We start from the raw sequence: 22,640 nt of genomic DNA, 5'->3' as shown, positions 1-22,640 counted from the left end.
TCGTATATAAAATAGGGCTGTCTCGCCAGGTGATTCTTAACCCGGCAGGACAGCCCTCTTCTTTTAAACGCTTTGCAAGTATGATTCCATGGCTTTCGCCAGCTTTTGCATCCCGAGAATTGTGTTCTCGCGATCTGTATGCGTGTAGTTCAGACGCATGGTGTTGTACTGCGGATTCTCGGCGTAGAAGGTGGAGCCTGGAACAAAAGCCACGCCCTCTTTTACCGCGATTTTCAGCAGATCCTCTGCGCGAATATGCGGCGGAAGCTCCACCCATATGAACATGCCGCCCTTCGGATCTTCCCACTTCAGACCTGGCCAGTTCAATTCCTTCAAAAGGCCAGACATGAATTTCATCCGATCCAAATACTGCTCGCGGATCAAAGAAATATGTGCATCGAGATCGAAGTGCTCTAGCAGATGATACAGCGTTTGCTGATCGATCGTACTGGAGTGCAGATCTGCCGATTGTTTAAAACGGGCGATTTGACGAATCAGGTTTTCGTCTCCCATCACCCAGCCCGTCCGGAAAGCAGGCGCTACCGTCTTGGAGAAGGTGCTCGTGTACACGACATTCCCGCCTTCGGCTTTACCGCCTAGCGAGAAGATGGATGGGTAATTTTCATTTTCATCAAATTGAATTTCCCCGTATGGATCATCCTCAAGGATAAGCACATCCGCCTCGCGGCAAATATTCAGCAAGCCTTGACGGCGTTCCAAGCTCCATGCCCGGCCTGCCGGGTTCGAGAACGTAGGAATGACATAAACCAGCTTCGGATTGTGCTGCGCCACTTTGGCGGCGAGATCTTCGAGAATCATGCCGTCGTTGTCGCTGTCGACCGAATAAATTTTCGCGCCTTTGGCTTGAAATACTTGAATCGCCGCCAGATATGTCGGTCTTTCGACCAGAATGACATCGCCTTCATCAATGTATACGCGCGTCAACAAATCGATCGCTTGCTGGGAACCTGTCGTCAGCAGCATCTCGTCCGGTGTGACGATCATATTTTTGGCGGCCATCCGTTTGCATAACGACTCGCGCAGCGGCTTGTACCCTTCGGTCAATCCATACTGCAGCGCTGACTTCCCGCCGCCAACAACTCGTTTAAACGCCTCGCTCACCGCGTCCAATGGGAAAAACTCTTCAGCAGGCAATCCGCCGGCAAAAGAAATGATCGAGGAGCCTTGTGTCAGCTTAAGAATTTCTCTTACTGCCGAGGATGAGAAGCCTTCCAGCGATTTAGAAAATCGATATTTCATATATGGACGCATCCTTTCGCATTTGCAGAAAGCACCCCTCCTCTAGCTTGGAGGTGAGGTGCTTATCCGGTAGTCCCTTGGACCCTGAGTAATTATATCAACGTAACGTTGCTTCTGTTGCTTGTTGGAGTTTTGCGTTTATCGATGAGTCTGTTCAAAGCGTCCAAGTAAGCCTTGGCGCTTGCTTCGAGAATATCGGTCGAGATGCCGCGTCCTTGAACGGACACATCGTTCTGTTTCAGAACTACGTGTACTTCGCCGAGCGCATCTTTGCCGTGAGAAACGGACTTAATGGAATAGTCATCCAGCTCGACGTCTTCCTTCGTCGCTTTATCGATCGCATTGTAAATGGCGTCGACGGAACCGTTGCCCACAGCGCTTTCCGCCACCTCGCTGCCGTCTTGGAAGCGAACATGCACGGTTGCTGTCGGCGTCATCTGGTTGCCGTAAGCCACTTGAAGCGTGCCCAGAGCGAAAACTTCCGGCGTTTCAATCAGCTTCTCTTCGATCAGCGCGCGAATATCTTCATCCTCCACCTGCTTCTTGCGGTCAGCCAAATCCTTGAACTTGGCGAACGCTGCGTTCACTTGCTCCTCGGCCAGGTCGTAGCCGAGGTCGATCAACTTCTCGCGGAACGCATGGCGGCCGGAGTGTTTACCCATTACGAGCTTGCTTTCCTTGACACCAATGGTTTCCGGGGAAATAATCTCGTAGGTCGTTTTCTCCTTGAGCATTCCATCCTGATGGATGCCCGACTCATGCGCGAACGCGTTAGCGCCGACGATCGCTTTATTGCCTGGCACCACCATGCCGGTCAGCTTGCTGACCAAACGGCTGGTGCGGTAGATCTCGTTCAACACAAGCGATGTTTTCGCTTGGTAGAAGTCCTGGCGTGTTTCCAGCGCCAGCACGACTTCCTCGATCGAGGTGTTCCCTGCCCGCTCGCCGATGCCGTTGATGGTGCCTTCGATTTGGTCGGCACCATTCAATACCGCCGCTAGCGCGTTGGCTGTCGCCATGCCAAGGTCGTCATGGCAGTGCGCGCTCAGCTGGATTTTCTCAATGCCTGGGACGGTGTCCTTCAGCATTTTGAAAATATTCCCGTAGTCGTACGGCGTCATATAACCGACTGTATCCGGAATATTCACGACCGAAGCCCCGGCACGGATGGCCATCTCCGTCACTTCCGCGATGAAATCGAGCTCCGTGCGGCCGGCGTCCTCGAGTGAAAACTCGATTTTGCTGAAATACTTCTTCGCATATTTAATCGCGGCTTCCGCGGTCTCCAGCACTTGGTGCTTCTCCATCTTCAGCTTATGCTTCCGATGGATCGGGGACGTTGCCAAAAATAAATGAATACATGGGTCCTGAGCGCCCTGCAGCGCTTCGCGAACGGCCTCGATGTCCGTCTCTTTCGAGCGGGACAGACCGATCACTGAGGCGTTCTTAACGGCTCTCGCTACGGCATTAACGCCTGCCAAGTCACCAGGTGATGCAGCGGGGAAGCCGGCCTCCATTCGATCGACACCCAGCTTCTCAAGTTGAAGCGCGATTTCGACCTTCTCCTGTGTGTTCAGGTTCACGCCTGGCGATTGTTCTCCGTCTCTGAGCGTTGTATCAAAGATGTAGATTTTGCGCACCATGGTCACCTCCTAAAAGATTTCTAGCAAATGGATTAAAACCTACTTCAACTGCCGACCGTTCCGTTCTTCAGCATTTGTCTCCGATCGTTTCTTGAAAACTTGTCCCCTCATCTAAATAAAACAAAAGGTTGGGACATGTTTTCAAATACGAACGCTTCGCTTCTCCGACAAACACTGAGCCCTCCACTGAGCAATTCCAAGAAGGTTTTAAAAATTTACGATAAATTTATACTCGTCTAAATAGTATTCACAGGGAGTGACTGGGAAATTCTCCTCAATCACTCCCTGTGGGATGTATAACTATATGATTCAATAAAGCGTTACATTACTTTTTGATCCAGTGCATCATTTCACGCAGTTCGGCACCAACAACCTCGATTGGGTGTTGAGCTTCGTTGCGGCGAGTCGCGTTCATGAACGCGAAGTTGGATTGGTTTTCCAAGATGAAGTCGCGAGCGAATTTACCTTGTTGGATATCTGTAAGAACAGCTTTCATTTCTTTTTTCGTTTCAGCTGTAATGATGCGTGGTCCTGTTACATAGTCACCATACTCCGCTGTGTTGGAGATGGAGCTGCGCATGGAGGAGATTCCGCCTTCATACATCATGTCAACGATTAATTTCAGCTCGTGCAAGCACTCGAAGTAAGCCATTTCTGGTGCATAACCAGCTTCAACCAAAGTTTCGAAACCTGCTTTAACCAGTTCAGACGCACCACCGCAAAGAACGGCTTGCTCACCGAACAAATCAGTTTCTGTCTCTTCGCGGAAGGAAGTTTCGATAACCCCTGCACGCGTACAGCCGATACCTTTTGCATAAGCAAGACCGATTGCTTTCGCGTTGCCCGTAGCGTCTTTCTCGATCGCGATCAAGCCAGGAACGCCGAAGCCTTCAACATAAGTACGACGTACCATGTGACCTGGGGATTTAGGAGCAACCAAGAATACATCCGTACCTTCAGGAGCTACGATTTGACCGAAATGAATGTTGAAACCGTGGGAGAACATCAAGGCTGCGCCTTTTTTCATGTTCGGTTGAATGGACTCACGGTATACGCGAGCTTGTGTTTCATCCGGCATCAAGATTTGAATAACGTCAGCGCGTGCTGCCGCTTCTTCAACGGATACCACTTCGAAACCGTCATTTTTAGCTGCGTTCCAAGAACGGCCTTCACGAAGACCGATGATTACGTTCAATCCGCTGTCACGCAAGTTTTGTGCTTGTGCGTGCCCTTGGGAACCATACCCAACCACTGCGATTGTTTTACCTTTAAGTACCGCTAAGTCTGCATCTTTTTCATAGTAAGTAGTAACTGCCATTTCGTATAAATCCTCCTTTGATATGATGAATCCGTATTGTCTACCCCTTGAGTGGGTGTTTCAACGGCTACCCCGGCTGCATGACCGGGCAGTTGACGAAGGTCAACGACCAGCCTTTTAAAGCGCTAAAGAGTCCACCGCTCAAAGCCCCACTCAAGGAGGCTTGCCTACTTTTTCACATTGCTGTATTTGATTCTTTATCTAACTGAGCCCCGGATCATGGCCGTTGCTCCCGTACGGGAAAGCTCACGAATGCCATAAGGACGAAGCAATTCTACCATTGCATCTATTTTATCTGAATCTCCCACAACTTGCACGATAATTGACGATGGGCCAATGTCGACAACCGCTGCGCGGAATGTTTCTACAATTCCGAGAATTTCAGGACGCATGATCGGTTCTGCATTTACTTTAATGAGCGCAAGCTCTCTGGCTACCATCGGGTTTGAGCTGAGGTCAACCACTTTGATAACGTCGATCAACTTGTACAGCTGCTTGGAGATTTGCTCCAGCGTGCTGTCATCCCCCGTTGTTACGATAACCATCCGGGAAAGTCCGAGTTCTTCGGACTCCCCTACCGTAATGCTTTCAATATTGAAGCCTCGGCGTCCGAACAAACCGGAAACGCGCTGCAGAACACCGGGCTGATTGTTTACGAGTACGGAAACTGTATGTTTAGTTGTCGTCATTCCGAATCCCCCATTAACATATCGCTAATTGTATCGCCCGCTTTAACCATTGGGAACACGTTCTCTCCTTTTGGTACGACGAAATCAATCAAGACCGGTCCAGGTGTATCAAGCGCTTCCTGCCATGCTTTTCTTGCTTCTTCTTTCGTCGTAGCGCGCAAGCCCTTAACGCCGTATGCTTCCGCAAGTTTCACGAAATCCGGGCTGCCGGCCAGATCGATGTGGCTGTAGCGGTTTTCATAAATGATTTCCTGCCATTGGCGAACCATACCGAGTACTTGGTTATTCAAAATAACGATTTTCACCGGAATGTTATGAATCGCACAGATGGCAAGCTCTTGCGCACACATTTGAACGCCGCCGTCACCGTTGATGGAAACAACCAGCTTATCCGGGTTGCCCATTTGCGCGCCGATCGCGGAAGGGAAGCCAAAGCCCATCGTACCGAGTCCGCCGGAAGTGACCAGAGAGCGCGGGTTTTTGAACTTGTAGAACTGAGCGGCCCACATTTGATGTTGACCAACGTCCGTTGTTACGATCGCTTCGCCTTTCGTCGTCTCGCTAATCATTTCAACGACGAATTGCGGTTTCAGTTCAGTTTCCGTGTCGCCGTATTTCAGCGGGAATTTCTCTTTGTTCGCTTGAACTTCAGCAATCCATGCTTCGCTCTTCGCAGGCTTAGCTTTCTGATTGGCCAAAGCCAGAACAGCTTTCACATCGCCGACGCACGGGATATCGGTTTTCACGTTTTTGCCGATTTCCGCAGGATCCACATCGATATGAGCGATTGTTTTCACCTTAGGAGCAAAACCGTTCAAGTTCATTGTCACACGGTCATCGAATCTCGAACCGATGGAGATCAAGAGGTCCGCATTCTGAATGGCTGTGTTCGCTGTGTATGTTCCGTGCATCCCCGGCATGCCGAGCCACAGCTCGTGTGCGCTTGGGAAGCCGCTGAGTCCGAGCAGCGTTGTCGCCACTGGAATTTGCGTAGCATTCACGAACTCGATCAATTCTTTGGATGCGTCTGCGTATACAACGCCGCCCCCTGCAATGATCACCGGACGCTCTGCTTCTTCGATCGCTTTCAGCAGCTTGTCGACTTGCAGCTTGTTCGGCTGTACCGTTGGATTGTAGCCGCGGATATTAACATCCGTTACAGGTTTAAATATCGTTTTATGAGCGGAGACATCCTTTGGTATGTCAATGAGAACCGGACCTTTACGACCTGAGTTCGCAATATGGAACGCTTCATGAATGATGCGCGGCAGATCGTTGACATCGCGAACCAAGTAGCTGTGTTTCGTAATGGGCATTGTAATCCCCGTAATATCTGCCTCTTGGAATGCGTCCGTACCGATAAAGCTTGTTGCAACATTCCCTGTTATAACGACGAGCGGAACGGAATCCATATATGCGGTAGCTATCCCAGTGACGAGGTTCGTAGCCCCCGGCCCGGATGTAGCGATACATACGCCAACCTTGCCTGTGGAACGTGCATATCCATCGGCTGCGTGAATGGCTCCTTGCTCATGTCTTGTCAACAGGTGGTTAAAATCGGAAAAGCCATGCATCGCATCGTAGATGTACAAAACAGCGCCGCCCGGATATCCAAAGACGCAGTCCACACCCTCCAGCAATAAGCTTCTTAGCAAAATTTCGGAGCCTGTGATCAGATCCGGTTTCATCAGCTTGTCAATCAGTTCTTCTTTTGACCTCTTTGGTTCAGTTTGAACATTCATTGTGATCCTCCTCTCAAAAAATAAGTTCATGTCATGCCTCGAGCTTTCTTAGACAATAAGAAAAACCCCTGTTCATCCCGCACACGCACTTAGCGTGCTAAACGGGACGAAAGGGGTTTAAGCTTCCGTGGTACCACCCAAATTTGCCACATGCCTCACAGCACATAGCCTTAGCAGGTATGTTCGATAAGAACAATACCCTCAGCACGATAACGTGTGCTTTTCCGATTCTCCCTACGCTTGCGGCCAATGCCGTAAGTTTCAGGAAAACAGCTCCGAGGTGACTTCGTACGTAAGGGATTAAGGCGATGGTTTCAGCAATTCCAACGCTCTCTGCGCATAAGTGCCCTTATGACTTCTTCCTCTTCATAGCCGATTCATTCGTGTAGATCATCGGATAAGATGATTTAGAGATTATTATATGCATCCCCGAAGCATTAGTCAATAGCAGAAAAAATAAAAGAAGCGGAATTGAGGGAATATACCATCAATTCAGGAAATAAAGGCTTCTGCCATTGGCTTGGGACAAGCTCTTTCTCAAGCTCGTCCCGATCCAATGGCCGCATAACCAAGGGGTACGCTGCGCTCACCCCCAGCCCAAAATAAAAAAGCTTGCCCCCTTACGGGGACAAGCTTTCAGAACGCTAAGCGAAGCTTACGCGTTTACTTTTGCTTTTGCAGCTGTTGCCAAATCGTTGAACGCTTTAGCATCGTTAACAGCCAAATCAGCCAAGATTTTGCGGTTGATGTCGATACCAGCCAATTTCAGGCCGTGCATCAATTTGCTGTAGCTCAAGCCGTTTTGACGAGCGCCTGCATTGATACGAGTGATCCACAGTCTGCGGAAATTACGTTTCGTTTGGCGACGGTCACGGTAAGCATACACTAAAGATTTCATTACTTGCTCTTTAGCTGTTTTAAATAAACGGTGTTTGGAACCGAAATAACCTTTTGCCAGTTTCAAAATTTTCTTACGACGGTGAGCGCGAATAAATCCGCCCTTGACTCTTGCCATTGTTAACTACCTCCTGGGATGTATAAATAATGTTCGAATGCTAAAAATTAGCCTTTAATAAGTGTCAGTTGTTGTTGCAAACGACGTACATCGCCAGGAGCCATTACTGGGTTCGTGGACAAAACGCGTTTTGTACGTGAAGATTTACCGGAAAGCAAGTGGTTCTTACCTTGTTTGTATCTCATCACTTTGCCTGTGCCAGTAATCTTGAAACGGCCTTTCAGGCTGCTGTGTGTTTTCATTTTCGGCATGGTGTATTTCCTCCTAATTTAGTATATCGCCTAGGTTGTCGCCTTCGGCGTTAAGATCATGATCATGCTTCTTCCCTCAAGCTTAGGAGCGCGCTCCTGCGAGGAAATGTCTGCTGTTTCAGTAGCCAGACGTTCAAGCACTCTGCGACCAATCTCCGAGTGCGCTATTTCGCGCCCGCGGAACCTGACGCTGGCTTTCACTTTATCGCCATCGCCAAGAAATTTAACCGCATTGCGAAGCTTCGTTTGGAAGTCATGTTCATCGATCGTCGCGCTTAAGCGAATCTCTTTGATATCCACGATCTTCTGATTCTTACGAGCTTCTTTCTCTTTCTTCTGTGTTTCATAACGGAATTTACCGTAATCCATGATGCGGCATACAGGCGGCTTCGCCGTCGGTGCCACGTTCACTAAATCCAAGTTCGCGTCGAGTGCGATTTGAAGAGCTTCGCGAATCGGCGTAATGCCGAGTTGTTCTCCGTCCGCCCCGATCAGGCGTACTTCCTTCACACGAATCTCGTCATTGATCATATGCTCTTTGCTAATAGTGTTCCACCTCCAAAAAGTATGTACCTCTCTATCCAATATAAAAAAGATGCGGGCACTGGTAACGGCCCACATCTTCATAAACAACAGGTTTAAGCAACCTATTCAGCATTCATGATGATTCATTCAAACCAGCCAACGGGTTGTCGGTCAGGTGAGAAGCGGGCGCTTCTGCTTTTACTTGAAGTATAATATCATCTCGGCGATGAAAAGTCAACTCACTTGTTTGCTTTTCATTTCATCCAGGCGAATGACACGCGTATGCTCCGTGTGGCTCCATTGTTTGTTGTTCTGCGTGAAGAACGCATAGAACGTAATCGGCCACCAAGACAGCATGAACACGGGATATAAAATTAAATATTTATACACTTTGCCAGGCGCCTTCTCAACCAGCATGGAGAGCGGCAGCAGCACATAGATCGCGATGCTCACGCTGTTGAAGAAAATCGGGTTGATGTCAGCCAGCATTGGCGTACCCGCCCATCCCGGCGTTACAGACTTGATCCATAGCAGCACGGAGATAATCGCTCCGAAGAAAAAGTTATATACGTTGGCAGAGTAAACAGCCGCGTCGATCTTCGTCCAGCTGCCTTCTTTGATTCCTTGCCACAACAGTGGAAAGAAGTAACGCTTAGCCACGTCAAAGTGTCCTTGCATCCAGCGCAAGCGCTGTTTGGCGGAAGCTTTGAACGTAAGCGGCTTCTCGTCGTAAACAATAGCTTCGTAATTGTATGTCGGTCTGATTCCCATCTTGATGCAGCGCATCGAGAACTCCAAATCCTCTACAAGACTTGTAGCTCCCCAACCGATCTGCTTCAGGAGCTTGGACTCAAAACACATGCCCGTACCACCCAAATAGTTGGCAAGGCCCAAATTCGTGCGGGGCATCTGCCAGAAACGGTTTGCAAAGTAGTACGAAATCGCGTAAGAACCGGTAACCCAGGAATCGTTCGGATTTTTGCTATCCAGGTAAGCTTGAATGACTCTGGAGCCGGAGCACAGATCATTGTTCATGTGAAGCAGGTAGTCCGGGCTGGCGAGATTGTCGGCATCGAACATAACAACCGCGTCGTACTGACGTTCACGCTTCCAAAGTTCTTTCAGCATCCATTCGATCGCATAACCCTTGCCTCTGAGGTTCGGGTTGTGCCTCTCCATCGCGTAAACGCCATGGCTGCGTGTAATTTCCGCGGTATTGTCCGTACAGTTGTCACAAATCACGAAGATGTCATACAGCTCTTTGGGGTAATCCAAAGCCTTCAGATTTTCAATCAATGCGCCAACGACCTGCTCCTCGTTATGTGCTGCGACCAGAACAGCAAACGATTTTTGCGGCGCAAACTTCTGTTTGTTTCTAGGACGGTACCATCCAAAGAACGTTAAAAATAACTGATACGCACCGACAAGCGCCAAGCCAATCTGAAACGTAAGCACAATCTTGTCAAGCATGAAGCAAAGTCCCCCTTTTTGTTTATGCACACAAGCTGTCTTTTTATATGCGTAGTGTGCAATTATGTACAGGTGAATTAACCGCTCTTGATTTTCCTCTCTTTCCCCCTATTTGTCAAAGTCTGCTTAGAACGAAAAATAGCCGGTTCTCTGAGATTTAAGGGGAACGTGCACACACTTTGCAGCAAGTGCTTGAAATCAGTTCGTTAATGTCCTGTTTTCAACGTTTTTCATTTTATTGTGTACAAAAAGTTCACCATTTAGACCAACAGCAACCCCTCGTGTGATTCGGGTTTTATTATAATTCACCCGGGCTTACCCTGACAACTTTTGCCGATCCTGCCGTAAAACGGCTGATGCCGGTGAAATGGAAGGGATCCTTCATAGCATTCGAACTGCTTTCAGGCAAAGAGTCCGTCATCAGCCAATCTCATTCTTAAGGACTGCAACTGCCCGACATAAAGCATAACGGACTCATGGATCCAGATGCCATATGACCTAAGTACTGACTTTCGTTCGGGCAGTTTCAACCAGAAGCGTCTTGCATCGACAGCTTATTCAAAAAATCCCAAATTGAAAGGGCTTGCATTATAGATGTTATAGGCATTAAGGAATGGGATAACACTGCGGGAATTAGGTTACAATGTAAAAGGAATACTATTCCATTCTTTCCATGTTTTTATCCGCGGCGAACCAGCTTGAAAATGTAAACGCGACTTTCTTAACATTTATTACTGCGTTAATCTCTTTTTAATAAATGTTCATTATAATTTGAAATAGCTGGTATCTTAAACCCGAAGGAGGCTACTGCTCATGAGCAAAGTCGTGAACTGGCTTCAGCATCATGAAACTCGCATGTTCCACTTTGTGAACCAACGTATTCAGCACTTCTTCCTGGATCATTTCTTTTCTAGAATCACGCATCTGGGAGGAGCTACGGCTACGATTGTCATTTCTCTCTGCTGCGCTTTATTCGGGCAAGGGCCTCTGAGAACCGCAGGCATTCAAGCTCTCATCGCCCTTACGTTCAGTCATATACCGGTTGCCGTAATCAAAAAGAAATATCCGCGGCTTCGGCCTTATCTGGTGCATCCCCAAGCGATTACTTACAAAAATCCATTAACGGATCATTCCTTCCCGTCCGGACATACGACCGCCATCTTCTCCATCATCATTCCATTTATGACAGCCATACCTGTTCTTGGCGTTATCCTTCTGCCGCTTGCTCTCATCGTCGGGATATCACGTATCTATCTAGGGCTGCACTATCCATCCGATTGTCTAGTCGGGTGTCTGATCGGTACGGCGACTGCTCTAACAACCATAGCTTTATGGGGGTAAAATGAATGAATGCTGTGCAGGGTAAAAAACGGGTACTCATCCTCTCGGAAGGCTTCGGGGCCGGTCATACGCAAGCAGCTTATGCGCTCGCAGTCAGCTTGGAGAAGCGGTGCGCAAACATTGAAACGCGCGTATTGGAGCTCGGGGCTTTCCTGCATCCGACAATAGCGCCATGGATTTTCCAAGCCTACAAAAAGACGCTGACCGCAAGCCCCAAACTTTACGGACGGCTATACCGCTCCCAATACAAGAAATCGTTAAACCGGTTGACGCAGCTGGCGCTGCACCGCATTTTTTACGCGCAGACCGCAGAGATTATCCGGAATTGGGCTCCGCAGGCTATCGTCTGCACCCATCCTTTTCCGAGCGTCGTCGTTTCCCGGTTGAAGAGGGCCGGCCTTGCCATCCCGCTTTGCACCGTCATCACGGATTATGATGTACACGGAACCTGGATCAGCAGAGAAGTCAACAAATATATGGTCTCGACAGAAGATGTCAAAAATAAACTGCTTGGCCGGGGCATCCCCGCCGCTCAAGTCGAAATCACAGGAATCCCCGTTCATCCGAGTTTCCGGGAGGCGCACGACAAAGCAAAGATCCGGCAGCAGTTCCAATTGGCTGCGATGCCTACGGTGCTCGTCATGGGAGGCGGCTGGGGCTTAATCGGCGGCGATTCCCTCAGTGAGCATCTCGTCACGTGGAGAGACCGTGTGCAGTTCATATTTTGTCTCGGGAATAATGCCAAAACGTTAGCCAAGCTCGCCGCGGACGACCGTTATCGGCATCCGAACATCCGTCTGCTCGGATTTACACCGGACATCGACAAATTAATGGAAGTTTCGGATTTACTCGTTACGAAGCCGGGGGGGATGACCTGTTCAGAGGGGCTGGCCAAATCCATTCCGATGCTGTTCTATGATCCGATTCCGGGCCAGGAAGAGGAGAATGTGCATTATTTTACCGAGCAAGGCTTCGGTGAGCCGATTCGGTCCGCAGACACCATTGCCAACTGGTTGACGATGCTGGTCAGCCGCTATACGGATGTGCAGGCCAGACGCGTTTGGAACTACCGTCAAAGAATGAATTTGCCTTCGGCTGATTGTTCGGAGGTTATTCTCCAAGTGCTCGGCTAACCATAGCTTGGCGCAAAAAAGGCCCCCTTTCTGCTGTCATCGAACAGAAAGAGAGCCTTTGTATGCGTTATTCCGTTTTCGCTTTGTTTAATTGGTCCAGATGCGAAGCAAGCGCGTCCTGACCGATCACAACTTCGCAGCGGTGAATGTTCATGCCTTGTGTTGCGAATTTGGTTTCATATTCCGTCATAACGTGGTCCGGGTGAAACCCTTCCGCGTGAAGATTTAAGGAAATATTCCGCATTCTGAGTCCCATATCGGCAAAAGAATTGAGCGAGAATTCGAAGAGCGATTGGGAATCGGTTTTCAAATGAATTTCGCCGTTTGCATTCAAAATCTGCTGATATTTGGCCACAAAGCCCGGGTGCGTCAATCGTCTGCGAGCATGCTTCTTCTTCGGCCATGGATCGCTGAAGTTCAAATACACCCGCTCCAGTTCTCCTTCGGCAAAAGCTTCTTCAATGTGTTCAATGTTGAACAGCATCAGCTTCAAGTTCGGAATGCCCGGCGCAGACTCCGTCTCTTCCTCGGACTTGATCTCATGAGCGATCTTCGCTTTCTCGCTTGCTTTGCGAATAAGCTCATCGTACATATCGACGCCAATGAAATTAATATGGGGATACTTCTTGCTCATTTCACTGATGAAACGGCCTTTCCCCATCCCAAGCTCAGCATGAATAGGATTGTTGTTGCCGAATAACTCGGCCCATTTGCCTCTATAATCTTTAGCATTGAGAACAACAAGTTCCTTCTGACGTTCTATATCTTCTCTGATTCCTTTTCTTCCCCGTAACCGCATCTACAATTTGCCTCCTACACGTACAAGCTATCGAATACAAATCATAGACCATTCCAGGGAAAAAATCAAAGGGAATTACACTTCCAGTTTATGATATTCAATGGTGGAGGACGCAGCAGGGAACAGCTTGCGCTCTAAAGAACGAAGCACTTTTTGCCGGGCTTCCTTCGATAGATTCGGATCGGCCACGTACTTCACGCCACTGCATAGAACGAAAGCTTCCTTAACGGTCAGTTCAACCGACAAGGTTTCTGCCGGTAAAGATAATAAGGTTGGAACCGCCATGATTGATTTCACCTGCTTTCCTTTTCAGCCTTTTATCCTAGTTTTGGTTAGAGCTGAACGCTTTATGCTTGGCAGATCGTGGCTAATCAAAAACAAAGCTGTCCCCAGTCATTTCAATGACTTGTGGGACAGCCTTTTGTGCAGTTATGTCTTACTTATAGCTCTCATCTCTACTTCTATTGCCTCCCCGTAGACCGGCCAGTCCCAGCAATCCTACCAGACCAAGCCATCCCCAGTTCGAACCCGTATTCGTAGGTGTAGTCGCATAAGTACGATAAGAGGTCGTATCATAATTGCCGCGGTTCGTTGCCGTCGTACCTGTCGTGCTCATTCGGTCCATGAGATTGTTGCCATAACCGTTAATTTGGCCCATAACCCCTGTACCGGTTGTGCTTTTCCCCGTGTACGTGTTGGTGGTTGTTCCGCTCGGTCTGTACGTTCCATCGTATTTGCCAGGATACGTCGTAGTTGTCGGAGCAAGCGGACTTGCAAGCGGGGTCGCGTTGTACGTATTCGTATTGGTCATCGTCCCCGTTCCGTTCAACATACCCGTTCCCGCGCTAGTCCCCGTTGTAACATCATAATTGCTTCCCGTATAACCCGAAGTTGTCGTAGTCCCCGTTCCCGCAGTTCCCGTAGTTCCCGTTGTTCCCATAGTACCCATAGTTCCCATAGTTCCCGAAGTTCCCGTATGTGTGTTCATCGTCGGTGTACTTACGTTTGCGTGCGCCCCAACTGCCCCAAAGCTCAATGCTGCCGTCAAAGCTACCGTTAATGTCACTGTACGAAACTTTTTCACTTGTTCATTTCCCCTCTCGGCATATGATCGTCATGCAAAGTTATCATGCTCCGATAAGCCCTGTTTTAACGGGGAAGTTGGTGGAAAGGCAGGGGTCGCTTTCATGTTTAATTTTCGCTACAATAGGGTGGAAGGAAAGGAGTACGAACCCGATGTCTACATTGATACAAGAATCACCCCAACTATGGGGGGATAAACGTTTCCATACATGGAATTATGAAATGCGCGAAGCTTTCGGCGGCAAAGTATTCAAAGTAATGCTCGATGCAGGCTTTACTTGTCCGAACCGAGACGGCAATATTGCGACCGGCGGTTGTACATTTTGCAGTGCGAGAGGCTCAGGAGATTTTGCCGGAAGCCGCCGCGACGACCTCGTTACCCAATTTAACAAAATCAGAGATCTCCAGCATCTGAAATGGCCCGAAGCTAAATATATCGGCTATTTCCAAGCCTATACGAATACGTATGCGCCTGTGGAGCAGCTGCGCGAATATTATGAGGTCATACTGCAGCAGCCGGGCGTTGTCGGCTTATCCATTGCCACACGGCCGGACTGCTTGCCTGATGATGTTATCGAATATTTGGCAGAGTTGAATGAACGAACCTACTTATGGGTTGAAATGGGCCTTCAAACCGTTCACGAATCCACGTCTCAGCTCATTAACCGTGCCCATGACACCCAGTGTTACCTGGATGCCGTCGCCAAGCTCCGCAAGCATAACATTCGCACGTGCGCACACATTATTTACGGATTGCCGGGAGAAACGCACGACATGATGCTGGACACCGGCAGAGCTGTCGCGCAGATGGATGTACAGGGCATCAAAATTCATTTGCTTCATCTAATGCGTAAAACGCCAATGGTGAAGCAATATGAAGCCGGCTTGCTGCAATTTCTTGAAAAAGATGAATATGTGAAGCTCATCGTCGATACGCTTGAGTTTTTACCGCCGGAAATGATTGTTCACCGGCTTACAGGGGATGCCCCGCGGGATCTGCTGATCGGACCGATGTGGAGCCTCAAGAAATGGGAAGTGCTCAATAGCTTTGACAAGCTGTTGAGGGAACGAAACACTTGGCAGGGCAAGTATTGGAAAGGCAAGACCAACTGACCGTAAGCTCTGGGATCAACCCAAATCATTATGGCAAGCACTAACAGCATGGAGGCTATTTCGCATGGGTTTTGTTTCTGTATTAGGTTTTGCTCATCAACTTATCGCGCAGCGCGTTCAGCCGGGCGATACGGTCATTGACGCAACCCTCGGCAACGGCGTAGACACCGTCTTTCTCGCGAAGCTGGCAGGCCGCCGGGGCCGCGTGTACGGCTTCGATATCCAGCAGCAAGCGCTGGATCAAACCAAGATGCGTCTGGAGAAGGAGCTCCCGGACGCATCTTCTTCTGTGCACTTGAGCTTATGCAGCCATGCGCTCATGGAGACGGCTGTGCCGGAAGACCGCCATGGCAAAGTAGCCGCGGTCACGTTCAACCTCGGTTACCTGCCAGGCGCCGATCCGGCAACGATCACCAAGCAGGAATCTACCCTTCCTGCTTTGGAAGCCTCTCTCCGCCTGCTTCGCAAAGGCGGCATTGTAACCATCGTGCTGTACAGCGGGCACGATGGAGGCTCAGAAGAAGCAGCAGCGGTCGAAGCTTGGGCGCAGCGGCTCCCGCTCGCCGCTTATCAGGTGCTGCGCTACCAATTCATGAATACAAGCGCGCATGCGCCCTATCTTTTAGCTTTAGAAAAAAGATAGACCCATGATATAATGCTAGATAGTGATTAGCACTATTTTGCCATTAGACAGAAGAATTATAGAGAAAGTAGGGATAGCAGTGAAATCATACCCGCTTCAATTTCAACCTGAAATGAAAGAACGCGTCTGGGGAGGCAGAGCCCTGGAGAAGTTCGGCTTTCAACTGCCGGAAGGGGCGATTGGCGAAGGCTGGATGATCGGCGATCACCCGAACGGAACAACGAAGGTCATTAACGGAGAGCTCGCAGGTCTGGGACTAGACGAAATTCGCGAGAAATTCGGTAAAACGCTATTCGGGACTAAAGGCTTTTCCGAAAAAAACGGCCGTTTCCCCCTTCTCATCAAGCTTCTGGATTGTGAAGACGACCTGTCCGTGCAAGTTCACCCGAACGATAACTACGAGAATTTGGCCGCCGGTGAGCTGGGCAAAACCGAAATGTGGTACATTCTGGATGCAAAGCCCGGAGCCAAAATTATATATGGCATGAAGGAAGGCGTAACACGCGAAAGCTTGGCGCTAGCGATTAGCGAGAACCGGATTCTGGACTGTCTGCAGGAAGTGCCTGTTGAAGCAGGCGATTCTTTCTACATCCCTGCGGGAACCGTTCATGCGCTGGGCGCCGGCGTTCTGGTTGCCGAAATTCAGCAAAACTCAGACACGACCTATCGCTTATACGATTACAACCGTCCCGGGTTGGATGGCAAGCCGCGCGACCTTCATATTGAAGATTCGCTCAATGTCATCGCCTATGAGGGCTCAGGCTCCACCCGTATGAAAACGAACATGAATGAAACCAGCACATGGCTGACGCTGGCCGAGTCTCCTTTTTTCATCGTGGAAAAAGGGCTTGTAGGCCCCAAATGGGAGCTGAGCACATCCCCTGAAAGCTTCGTGATCCTTGTTATCGCAGAGGGCAGCGGAACGCTTCAGTGGGAAGACGGCAGCATCTCCGCCAAACCGGGCGATTGCTTCTTGCTTCCAGCCAACCTGGGCAGCTATGCGCTTGAAGGCGGCATGACCGTTATCCGCAGCTACCTGCCTTAACGCCTTATTCTTCAACCCGCGTTGCATACAAAAGCGCTCCAACCGTCATCATTCGAGATGCGGTGGAGCGCTTTTTTTATGCCTGCTGTTCTATTCTTCCGACAAAGAACTCTCTTTTAAAATAACATCATGCGCTCCGCCCTCTACCAAGCTGGTCGCCGAAACAAGCGCAATTCTCGCTTTGCTTTTCAGCTCTTCCAGGCTCAATGAACCGCAGTTGCACATCGTGGACTTGATTTTGCCAATCGTCTTGTCCAAATTCTCCTGCAGGCTTCCCGCATACGGCACGTAGGAATCGACGCCTTCTTCAAACAAAAGCTTGCTTTTGCCGCCTGTATCGTAACGCTGCCAGTTGCGGGCACGATTGGAGCCTTCGCCCCAGTACTCTTTCACGAAGTTGTTGCCTACTTTCAGCTTTCTGGTAGGGCTCTCGTCGAAACGGGCAAAATACCGGCCCAACATGACAAAATCAGCGCCCATAGCTAAAGCCAGCGTAACATGGTAGTCATGTACGATACCACCATCGGAACAAATCGGAATGTATATGCCTGTTTCTTTAAAATACTGGTCTCTGGCTTCGACGACTTCCATAATGGCAGACGCTTGGCCGCGGCCAATCCCTTTCTGTTCCCGGGTGATACAAATCGAGCCGCCGCCGATCCCTACTTTGACGAAGTCCGCTCCAGACTCCACTAAGTACAGGAAGCCCTCCCGGTCGACAACGTTGCCCGCTCCTATTTTCACATTGAAATTCTCTTTGACATACTGTACCGTTTCACGTTGATATTCGCTGTAGCCGTCGGAGGAATCGATGACCAAGATGTCTACGCCCGCTTCAACGAGAGCCGGAACTCTGTCTTTGTAATCCTTAGTATTGATTCCCGCACCAACAATGTAGCTTTTGTTTCCGTCTAGAAGCTCCATCGGATTTTCTTTATGCTCATCATAGTCTTTGCGGAAAACAAGCGTTTCCAGCCTCTGCTGTTTATCCACAATCGGCAAGCAATTGAGCTTGTGATCCCAAATTAAATTGTTCGCTTCCGACAAGGAAATTCCCGATTGGCCGTAAATCAATTTATCGAACGGTGTCATGAACTGATGAATCGGACGATCCAGCGGATCGCGGCTTTTCCGGTAATCCCGTCCTGTTACAATACCGAGCAGTACGCCATTTGCTGTCCCGTCATCTGTAATCGCTACTGTGGAGTGGCCTGTCTCTTCTTTCAATGCCAGCACATCGCTTAATGTGTGATCGGGCGTCAAGTTGGAGCGGCTAACGACGAAGCCTGCCTTGTACCCTTTCACTTTCCGTACCATCTGCGCTTCCGATTCAATCGACTGGGAGCCAAAAATGAAGGAAATCCCGCCGCAGCGTGCCAAAGCAATCGCCATTCCGTCATCGGAAACAGCCTGCATGACAGCAGATGAGAACGGGATATTGAGCGAAAGAGCCGGCTCCTCACCTTGATTAAATTTCACAAGCGGGGTCTTCAGCTTTACATTCGCCGGTGTACATTCCTTCGTTGTAAGATTAGGAATTAACAGAAATTCGCTGAACGTGCGGGATGGTTCTAAATAATACGTGGCCACTTTACAATTTCCTCCTCATCGATCCATAGGTAAATTTTTTCAATCTTATCATTGAACCTCACCTGTGGTCAATGGTTATTTCAGGAAAGCTGCTCATCGTAAGGATGACGGCAGCAGGGGCTTTGATTATACGGTCGCTGCCTCGTGCAGCGGCATGCTGTAGCAGCTAGCCGGAAGCTGGGCATCCGGCGGGAAGTGCACCACAAGCAGCTCCCGGCTGGAGGTGTCGATCTCGCCTGTTTGCAGATACGTCTGCAAACCGAAAGGCAGCACCTCGACCATCACATGCTTGTGAAGGTCTTTCTCGCTGATGCGGAGCTGGTGGAAGTCGCCGCTTACGCGCTCCGGCTGCTCGGCCAGCAGCCTGAGGTAGGCGTTCTGTTCGGACTTGTCCAGCGTGAAGTCCCACCAGATTTTACGCGGCTTATATTTATGTCCGAGGAAATAATCCAGCTTCATGAGGCCTTCGATGACAGGCATATTCTTCGCTTCACGATGAAGGAGGAACTCTCGCAAGCGGGTAAACAGATCCTCGAGCTGATGCCCGATTTTCTGCCAGCCGCGGCCTTCCCAGAAATCGCCGAACTCTTGAAAGAAATCGAACGCCGACGCAAATTCGTTCGCGATCAAATATTTGACCGTGTGGTCCATGCGGTGCGCGTTCCAATATTTCTCCAGCACGTCCTCTACCCGTTTGATCCGAATGAGATCCGTGAACGGCAGGATGTCATTGCCCAGAATCTCATACGGCGCATGATCCATATACACATAGCCGTATTTATGCGCGTCTTTGCGCATACCCGTGCCGCGCAGCATTTTGAGGAATCCGAGCTGCAGCTCTTCCGGTCCCAGCTCAAACACATCGTTAAATGTTTTGCGGAACGAATGATAGTCCTCTTCCGGCAGGCCGGCGATAAGATCGAGATGCTGATCGATTTTCAAGCTGTTTTTCACCTTGGAGACGGTGCGGCTCAGCTTCATGAAGTTTTGTCGGCGCTGCACCAGCTCATTGGTGGTATCGTTCGTCGATTGTACGCCGATTTCAAAACGGAACGTGCCCGGCGGCGCATTTTCAGCCAAATAATCCAGCACTTCCGGCCGCATGATGTCCGCCGTAATCTCGAACTGGAACACGACGCCGCGATGGTTCGCGATCAGGAAATCGAATATTTCCATGGCATAGTCGCGCTTGATATTGAACGTCCGGTCGACGAACTTGATCAGCTTCGCGCCGGAATCAATTAAATACATAATGTCCGACTTCGTCCGCTCCATGTCAAAGTAACGTACGCCAACTTCGATACTCGAGAGGCAAAATTGACAGGAGAACGGGCAGCCTCGGCTCGTTTCGAAGTACACGACGCGGTTGGCCAAGCTCGGCAAATCTTCTTTGAACCGGTGCGGCGACGGGATGTCGTTCAGATTCAGCTTCGGTCTGCCCGGCATGAGCACGACTTCCTCAACTTTACGGTAAGCAAGCCCGTACACAAAGTGATATTTGCGCGTCGTCGAAATTTCCGTCAGCAGCTGGTGGAAGGTCTCTTCCCCTTCGCCCATGACGATAAAATCGACTTCCGGGATGCGTTCCATCCAATAGTCCGTATCATAAGAAACCTCAGGACCGCCGAGCACGATGAGGATTTCGGGCCTGATTTTCTTAATCATTTTAATAATATGAATCGTTTCTTCGATGTTCCAAATGTAACAGGAAAAACCCAGCACGTCCGGCGCCTTTTGATACAGGTCGGAGACGACGTTCATCACGGGGTCTTTGATTGTATATTCGGTAATTTCAATATCAAAATCCTTTTCGCAGAACGCTTTCAAATAGCGCAGCGCCAAGGATGTATGAATGAATTTGGCATTCAGTGTCGTTACTAGTACCTTCATTGTAAAAAGACCTCGTTCTATTCGTTTATCGTTCACTCTAATTCTACACGAAATCCGAGGAAATACAAAGAAGCAGAGAATGGTACGCGCTTCGGAACGGTTACAGCACCATATCATCGTCCACGAGCGGATTTTCATAGGGGAACTGCAAATAGGAGGCTTCCTGGATGGCATTCTTCCAACGTTCGGCATGAGCGTGCAGCTGCTGCTCGACTTCTTGAATTCTTAGCTGCAGGTCGCTGTCAGCCTCGGTCGTTCCGCTTTGCAGCGCGTGCTGCAGAGACGAACGTTCTTCGAACCACTGCGTTAATTGATATAAAAGCATAGGGAAAACCACCTTTCTCACACGTAGGACTGGGTATAGGTGTAAGTATTCCCTTCACGGTTGGCGTGCATACAGCGGGCACTGGCTCCCCTGCAACCCAAACAAAAAAGAACGCAGCCGCTGCCTGCGCTCTCCTCATTCATCTTCGCTTAAATAATAATTGGCCAGCTTTTTATATTCGGCTGCTTTCAGGCAGTTATTCCTCTTCTCCTCCTGCTCCGACATCCAAACAGCCAGAATGCCCAGCCTTAATTCCGTGCTTGCTTTTTTTTCTATAAACCATTGGTCAAAAATTTCAGGCATAATTTCTTTCTGACGCATGGATTCAAACAGTCGCTCGCAGCTGTCGTACTTTGCCTCTCCGTTGTCATCCAGCAGCAAGGTCCGTCTTAAATGATCAAAAAATGCAAGAAGATCGCATTCGATCCTGCACTGGAGATACAAATTTTGCCGGTCCGTTTTCAAGATGGAATCTTCATTGTGGACAACCAGCTTTTTCAAATAATTAATATACACTTTCAAATTTTTTTGAGCCGTGGGTAACGGAACCGTCGGAAAAACCGCATCGCACAGATCTTCCCTTGTCGAAGAAGGCTGCACGACCAGATGCGCAAATATGTTTTTGGCATACCGTTTGTTCCAGCCGTCCAAAATCTCCCGACCGTTCAGGGTTACGCGAAAACCGTGTAAGAGTTCTACTTTCAGCACGGGTTCCGTATTTCTTTTACTAATAAATATGGTTTGTAAAAAGGATTCCTTCAAGAGCTGGATCGAATTCATGAATTCCGATTGTTCCGTGGGTCTCGCTCCCGCCGGCGTGCTCATCTTTTTTTGGATAAAGCTCTTGATCCACTGAACCGTAATATCTGGCTGATCGATGAATACCGCATTCCCGGCATTTGGAACGACATAAAACGTTGAATGCGGAATAAGTCCTGACGTCATATTTTGGAATGAAGGCGGATACACTGTATCACATTCCCCTGCAAGCAGCAAAGTGGGACTTTGGATAGCTCCTAATTCGTTTATTGGCCGTTGTTGATTTTGAAGCTTAAACAGTTTGGCGTATATCTCGACTGACACATTCAAATACATGTTGTACAAATGCTGCGCTTCCTCATGCTCAAAGGGAAAAACCGTCAAGGAAGGCACGAGAAAATTTTCGAGAATGTAGGGAATTCCGTACTTTTCAACCAATGTAATATAATTGTCGATGACGACGTTCCCATCCTCCGGAAACAGCACATTAATCGAGAGGAGAATGAGGCATTGCACGAACTTTGGATACCGGGCAGCAAAGCAAACCGCCAAGGACCCTCCAAAGCTATGGCCCAGCAGGTGAAAAGCTTGTATGTTCAAATGCTTGATCAGCGCATAAAGATCATCGGTATAGAGATCCCATGAAACTTCGCCCGGAATGGATTCGCTTTTCCCGCATCCACGCAGGTCAACGAGCAGAAGATGATAATCCTCTTTTAACCCGTCAATCAGGCGTCCCCATCGTGAGGAATCAAAACCGTTTCCATGCAAAAAAACGATCGTTTCAGCGGAGCTGCGTGCAGATGGGATAAGTTCGTAGTAGAGGCTAACGCCATTGACGCGCGCAAAAGACACCCAGTCACCTCCCTTCCATACTATGTTAGGTTCTATCATATAAGGAAAGGGATATTTAAACAATATGACTAGCTGTACAAAAATATTTGGAGGTTTCAACCTTTCAAAACGAAAAAAGCGCAATCCGCAGATTGCACTTTACAAGGAATTT

Annotated in this window: 22 protein-coding genes and 1 other annotated feature; of the genes, 5 read left to right on the top strand and 17 right to left on the bottom strand. The window is 49.1% G+C overall.

From position 1 onward, the window contains the following. Window positions 1-63 precede the first annotated feature (63 nt). From AC3WRW_RS23560 to AC3WRW_RS23515, 10 genes are all read right to left on the bottom strand, one after another. Window positions 64-1,260 carry an aminotransferase-like domain-containing protein gene (locus tag AC3WRW_RS23560; protein ID WP_492548715.1) on the bottom strand — a complete coding sequence of 399 codons (1,197 nt, stop codon included), beginning with the start codon at window positions 1,258-1,260 and terminating at the stop codon, window positions 64-66. A 92-nt stretch (window positions 1,261-1,352) separates the two neighbouring features. After that, entirely contained in the window at window positions 1,353-2,900 is a 1,548-nt protein-coding gene (locus AC3WRW_RS23555) for a 2-isopropylmalate synthase (protein WP_492548714.1), read from the bottom strand. Between the two features lie 328 nt (window positions 2,901-3,228). Then, window positions 3,229-4,221 carry a ketol-acid reductoisomerase gene (gene ilvC / locus AC3WRW_RS23550; RefSeq protein ID WP_171683004.1) on the bottom strand — a complete coding sequence of 331 codons (993 nt, stop codon included), beginning with the start codon at window positions 4,219-4,221 and terminating at the stop codon, window positions 3,229-3,231. A 197-nt stretch (window positions 4,222-4,418) separates the two neighbouring features. Further along, a complete protein-coding gene (gene ilvN / locus AC3WRW_RS23545; RefSeq protein ID WP_492548713.1) occupies window positions 4,419-4,910 on the bottom strand; it encodes an acetolactate synthase small subunit in 492 nt (163 codons plus the stop codon). Continuing rightward, the gene (ilvB, locus tag AC3WRW_RS23540; RefSeq protein WP_492548712.1) at window positions 4,907-6,652 is read right to left on the bottom strand and encodes a biosynthetic-type acetolactate synthase large subunit; all 1,746 of its coding nucleotides are present in this window, start codon (window positions 6,650-6,652) and stop codon (window positions 4,907-4,909) included. Before ilvB ends, ilvN begins: the two co-directional genes overlap by 4 nt. 655 nt (window positions 6,653-7,307) lie before the next feature. Further along, on the bottom strand, window positions 7,308-7,667 hold the full coding sequence (gene rplT, locus AC3WRW_RS23535) for a 50S ribosomal protein L20 (RefSeq protein ID WP_127455519.1): 360 nt from the start codon (window positions 7,665-7,667) through the stop codon (window positions 7,308-7,310). Between the two features lie 47 nt (window positions 7,668-7,714). Then, window positions 7,715-7,918 carry a 50S ribosomal protein L35 gene (rpmI, locus tag AC3WRW_RS23530; RefSeq protein ID WP_171683006.1) on the bottom strand — a complete coding sequence of 68 codons (204 nt, stop codon included), beginning with the start codon at window positions 7,916-7,918 and terminating at the stop codon, window positions 7,715-7,717. A 30-nt stretch (window positions 7,919-7,948) separates the two neighbouring features. Continuing rightward, a complete protein-coding gene (infC, locus tag AC3WRW_RS23525) occupies window positions 7,949-8,449 on the bottom strand; it encodes a translation initiation factor IF-3 (protein ID WP_167067530.1) in 501 nt (166 codons plus the stop codon). Window positions 8,450-8,501: 52 nt separating this feature from the next. Next, window positions 8,502-8,647, bottom strand: a sequence feature (ribosomal protein L20 leader region). Between the two features lie 30 nt (window positions 8,648-8,677). After that, entirely contained in the window at window positions 8,678-9,913 is a 1,236-nt protein-coding gene (locus AC3WRW_RS23520) for a glycosyltransferase family 2 protein (RefSeq protein ID WP_492548711.1), read from the bottom strand. A gap of 298 nt (window positions 9,914-10,211) precedes the next feature. Next, on the bottom strand, window positions 10,212-10,334 hold the full coding sequence (locus AC3WRW_RS23515) for a hypothetical protein (RefSeq protein ID WP_492548710.1): 123 nt from the start codon (window positions 10,332-10,334) through the stop codon (window positions 10,212-10,214). Between the two features lie 392 nt (window positions 10,335-10,726). On the opposite strand from AC3WRW_RS23515, the gene AC3WRW_RS23510 reads away from it, so the two are divergent. Continuing rightward, window positions 10,727-11,254, top strand: a complete 528-nt coding sequence (locus AC3WRW_RS23510; protein WP_492548709.1) for a phosphatase PAP2 family protein — start codon at window positions 10,727-10,729, stop codon at window positions 11,252-11,254. 5 nt (window positions 11,255-11,259) lie between these two features. Further along, window positions 11,260-12,387 (top strand): MGDG synthase family glycosyltransferase, encoded by a 1,128-nt coding sequence (locus AC3WRW_RS23505; protein WP_492548708.1) that lies wholly within the window; start codon window positions 11,260-11,262, stop codon window positions 12,385-12,387. A 67-nt stretch (window positions 12,388-12,454) separates the two neighbouring features. Here the strand turns inward: AC3WRW_RS23505 and trmB are convergent, their stop codons facing one another. The 3 genes from trmB to AC3WRW_RS23490 all read right to left on the bottom strand — a co-directional run bounded on the left by trmB (window position 12,455) and on the right by AC3WRW_RS23490 (window position 14,270). Then, window positions 12,455-13,186: a tRNA (guanosine(46)-N7)-methyltransferase TrmB gene (trmB, locus tag AC3WRW_RS23500; RefSeq protein WP_492548707.1), complete on the bottom strand. Its 732-nt coding sequence runs from the start codon at window positions 13,184-13,186 to the stop codon at window positions 12,455-12,457. 75 nt (window positions 13,187-13,261) lie between these two features. Then, window positions 13,262-13,471: a hypothetical protein gene (locus tag AC3WRW_RS23495; protein WP_492548706.1), complete on the bottom strand. Its 210-nt coding sequence runs from the start codon at window positions 13,469-13,471 to the stop codon at window positions 13,262-13,264. 151 nt (window positions 13,472-13,622) lie between these two features. Further along, complete coding sequence (locus AC3WRW_RS23490; protein WP_492548705.1) at window positions 13,623-14,270, bottom strand: WGxxGxxG-CTERM domain-containing protein; 648 nt, start codon at window positions 14,268-14,270, stop codon at window positions 13,623-13,625. A 152-nt stretch (window positions 14,271-14,422) separates the two neighbouring features. Here AC3WRW_RS23490 and mnmL point away from each other — a divergent pair, with 152 nt between their 5' ends. The 3 genes from mnmL to AC3WRW_RS23475 all read left to right on the top strand — a co-directional run bounded on the left by mnmL (window position 14,423) and on the right by AC3WRW_RS23475 (window position 17,070). Continuing rightward, window positions 14,423-15,382, top strand: a complete 960-nt coding sequence (mnmL, locus tag AC3WRW_RS23485; RefSeq protein ID WP_492548704.1) for a tRNA modification radical SAM protein MnmL/YtqA — start codon at window positions 14,423-14,425, stop codon at window positions 15,380-15,382. 64 nt (window positions 15,383-15,446) lie between these two features. Next, entirely contained in the window at window positions 15,447-16,025 is a 579-nt protein-coding gene (mnmM, locus tag AC3WRW_RS23480) for a tRNA 5-(aminomethyl)-2-thiouridylate-methyltransferase MnmM (protein WP_492548703.1), read from the top strand. 79 nt (window positions 16,026-16,104) lie between these two features. Next, window positions 16,105-17,070 (top strand): type I phosphomannose isomerase catalytic subunit, encoded by a 966-nt coding sequence (locus AC3WRW_RS23475; RefSeq protein ID WP_492548702.1) that lies wholly within the window; start codon window positions 16,105-16,107, stop codon window positions 17,068-17,070. Window positions 17,071-17,160: 90 nt separating this feature from the next. On the opposite strand, the gene AC3WRW_RS23470 is transcribed toward AC3WRW_RS23475, so the two are convergent. From AC3WRW_RS23470 to AC3WRW_RS23455, 4 genes are all read right to left on the bottom strand, one after another. Next, a complete protein-coding gene (locus AC3WRW_RS23470) occupies window positions 17,161-18,660 on the bottom strand; it encodes an IMP dehydrogenase (RefSeq protein ID WP_492548701.1) in 1,500 nt (499 codons plus the stop codon). 126 nt (window positions 18,661-18,786) lie between these two features. Further along, window positions 18,787-20,550: a B12-binding domain-containing radical SAM protein gene (locus AC3WRW_RS23465; protein WP_492548700.1), complete on the bottom strand. Its 1,764-nt coding sequence runs from the start codon at window positions 20,548-20,550 to the stop codon at window positions 18,787-18,789. 100 nt (window positions 20,551-20,650) lie between these two features. Further along, a complete protein-coding gene (locus tag AC3WRW_RS23460) occupies window positions 20,651-20,875 on the bottom strand; it encodes a hypothetical protein (protein ID WP_492548699.1) in 225 nt (74 codons plus the stop codon). A 135-nt stretch (window positions 20,876-21,010) separates the two neighbouring features. Beyond that, complete coding sequence (locus AC3WRW_RS23455) at window positions 21,011-22,489, bottom strand: alpha/beta fold hydrolase (protein WP_492548698.1); 1,479 nt, start codon at window positions 22,487-22,489, stop codon at window positions 21,011-21,013. Window positions 22,490-22,640 lie beyond the last annotated feature (151 nt).

Source organism: Paenibacillus sp. FW126-R14 (assembly GCF_058789495.1).
This window is presented reverse-complemented; position numbering and strand designations above follow the sequence as displayed.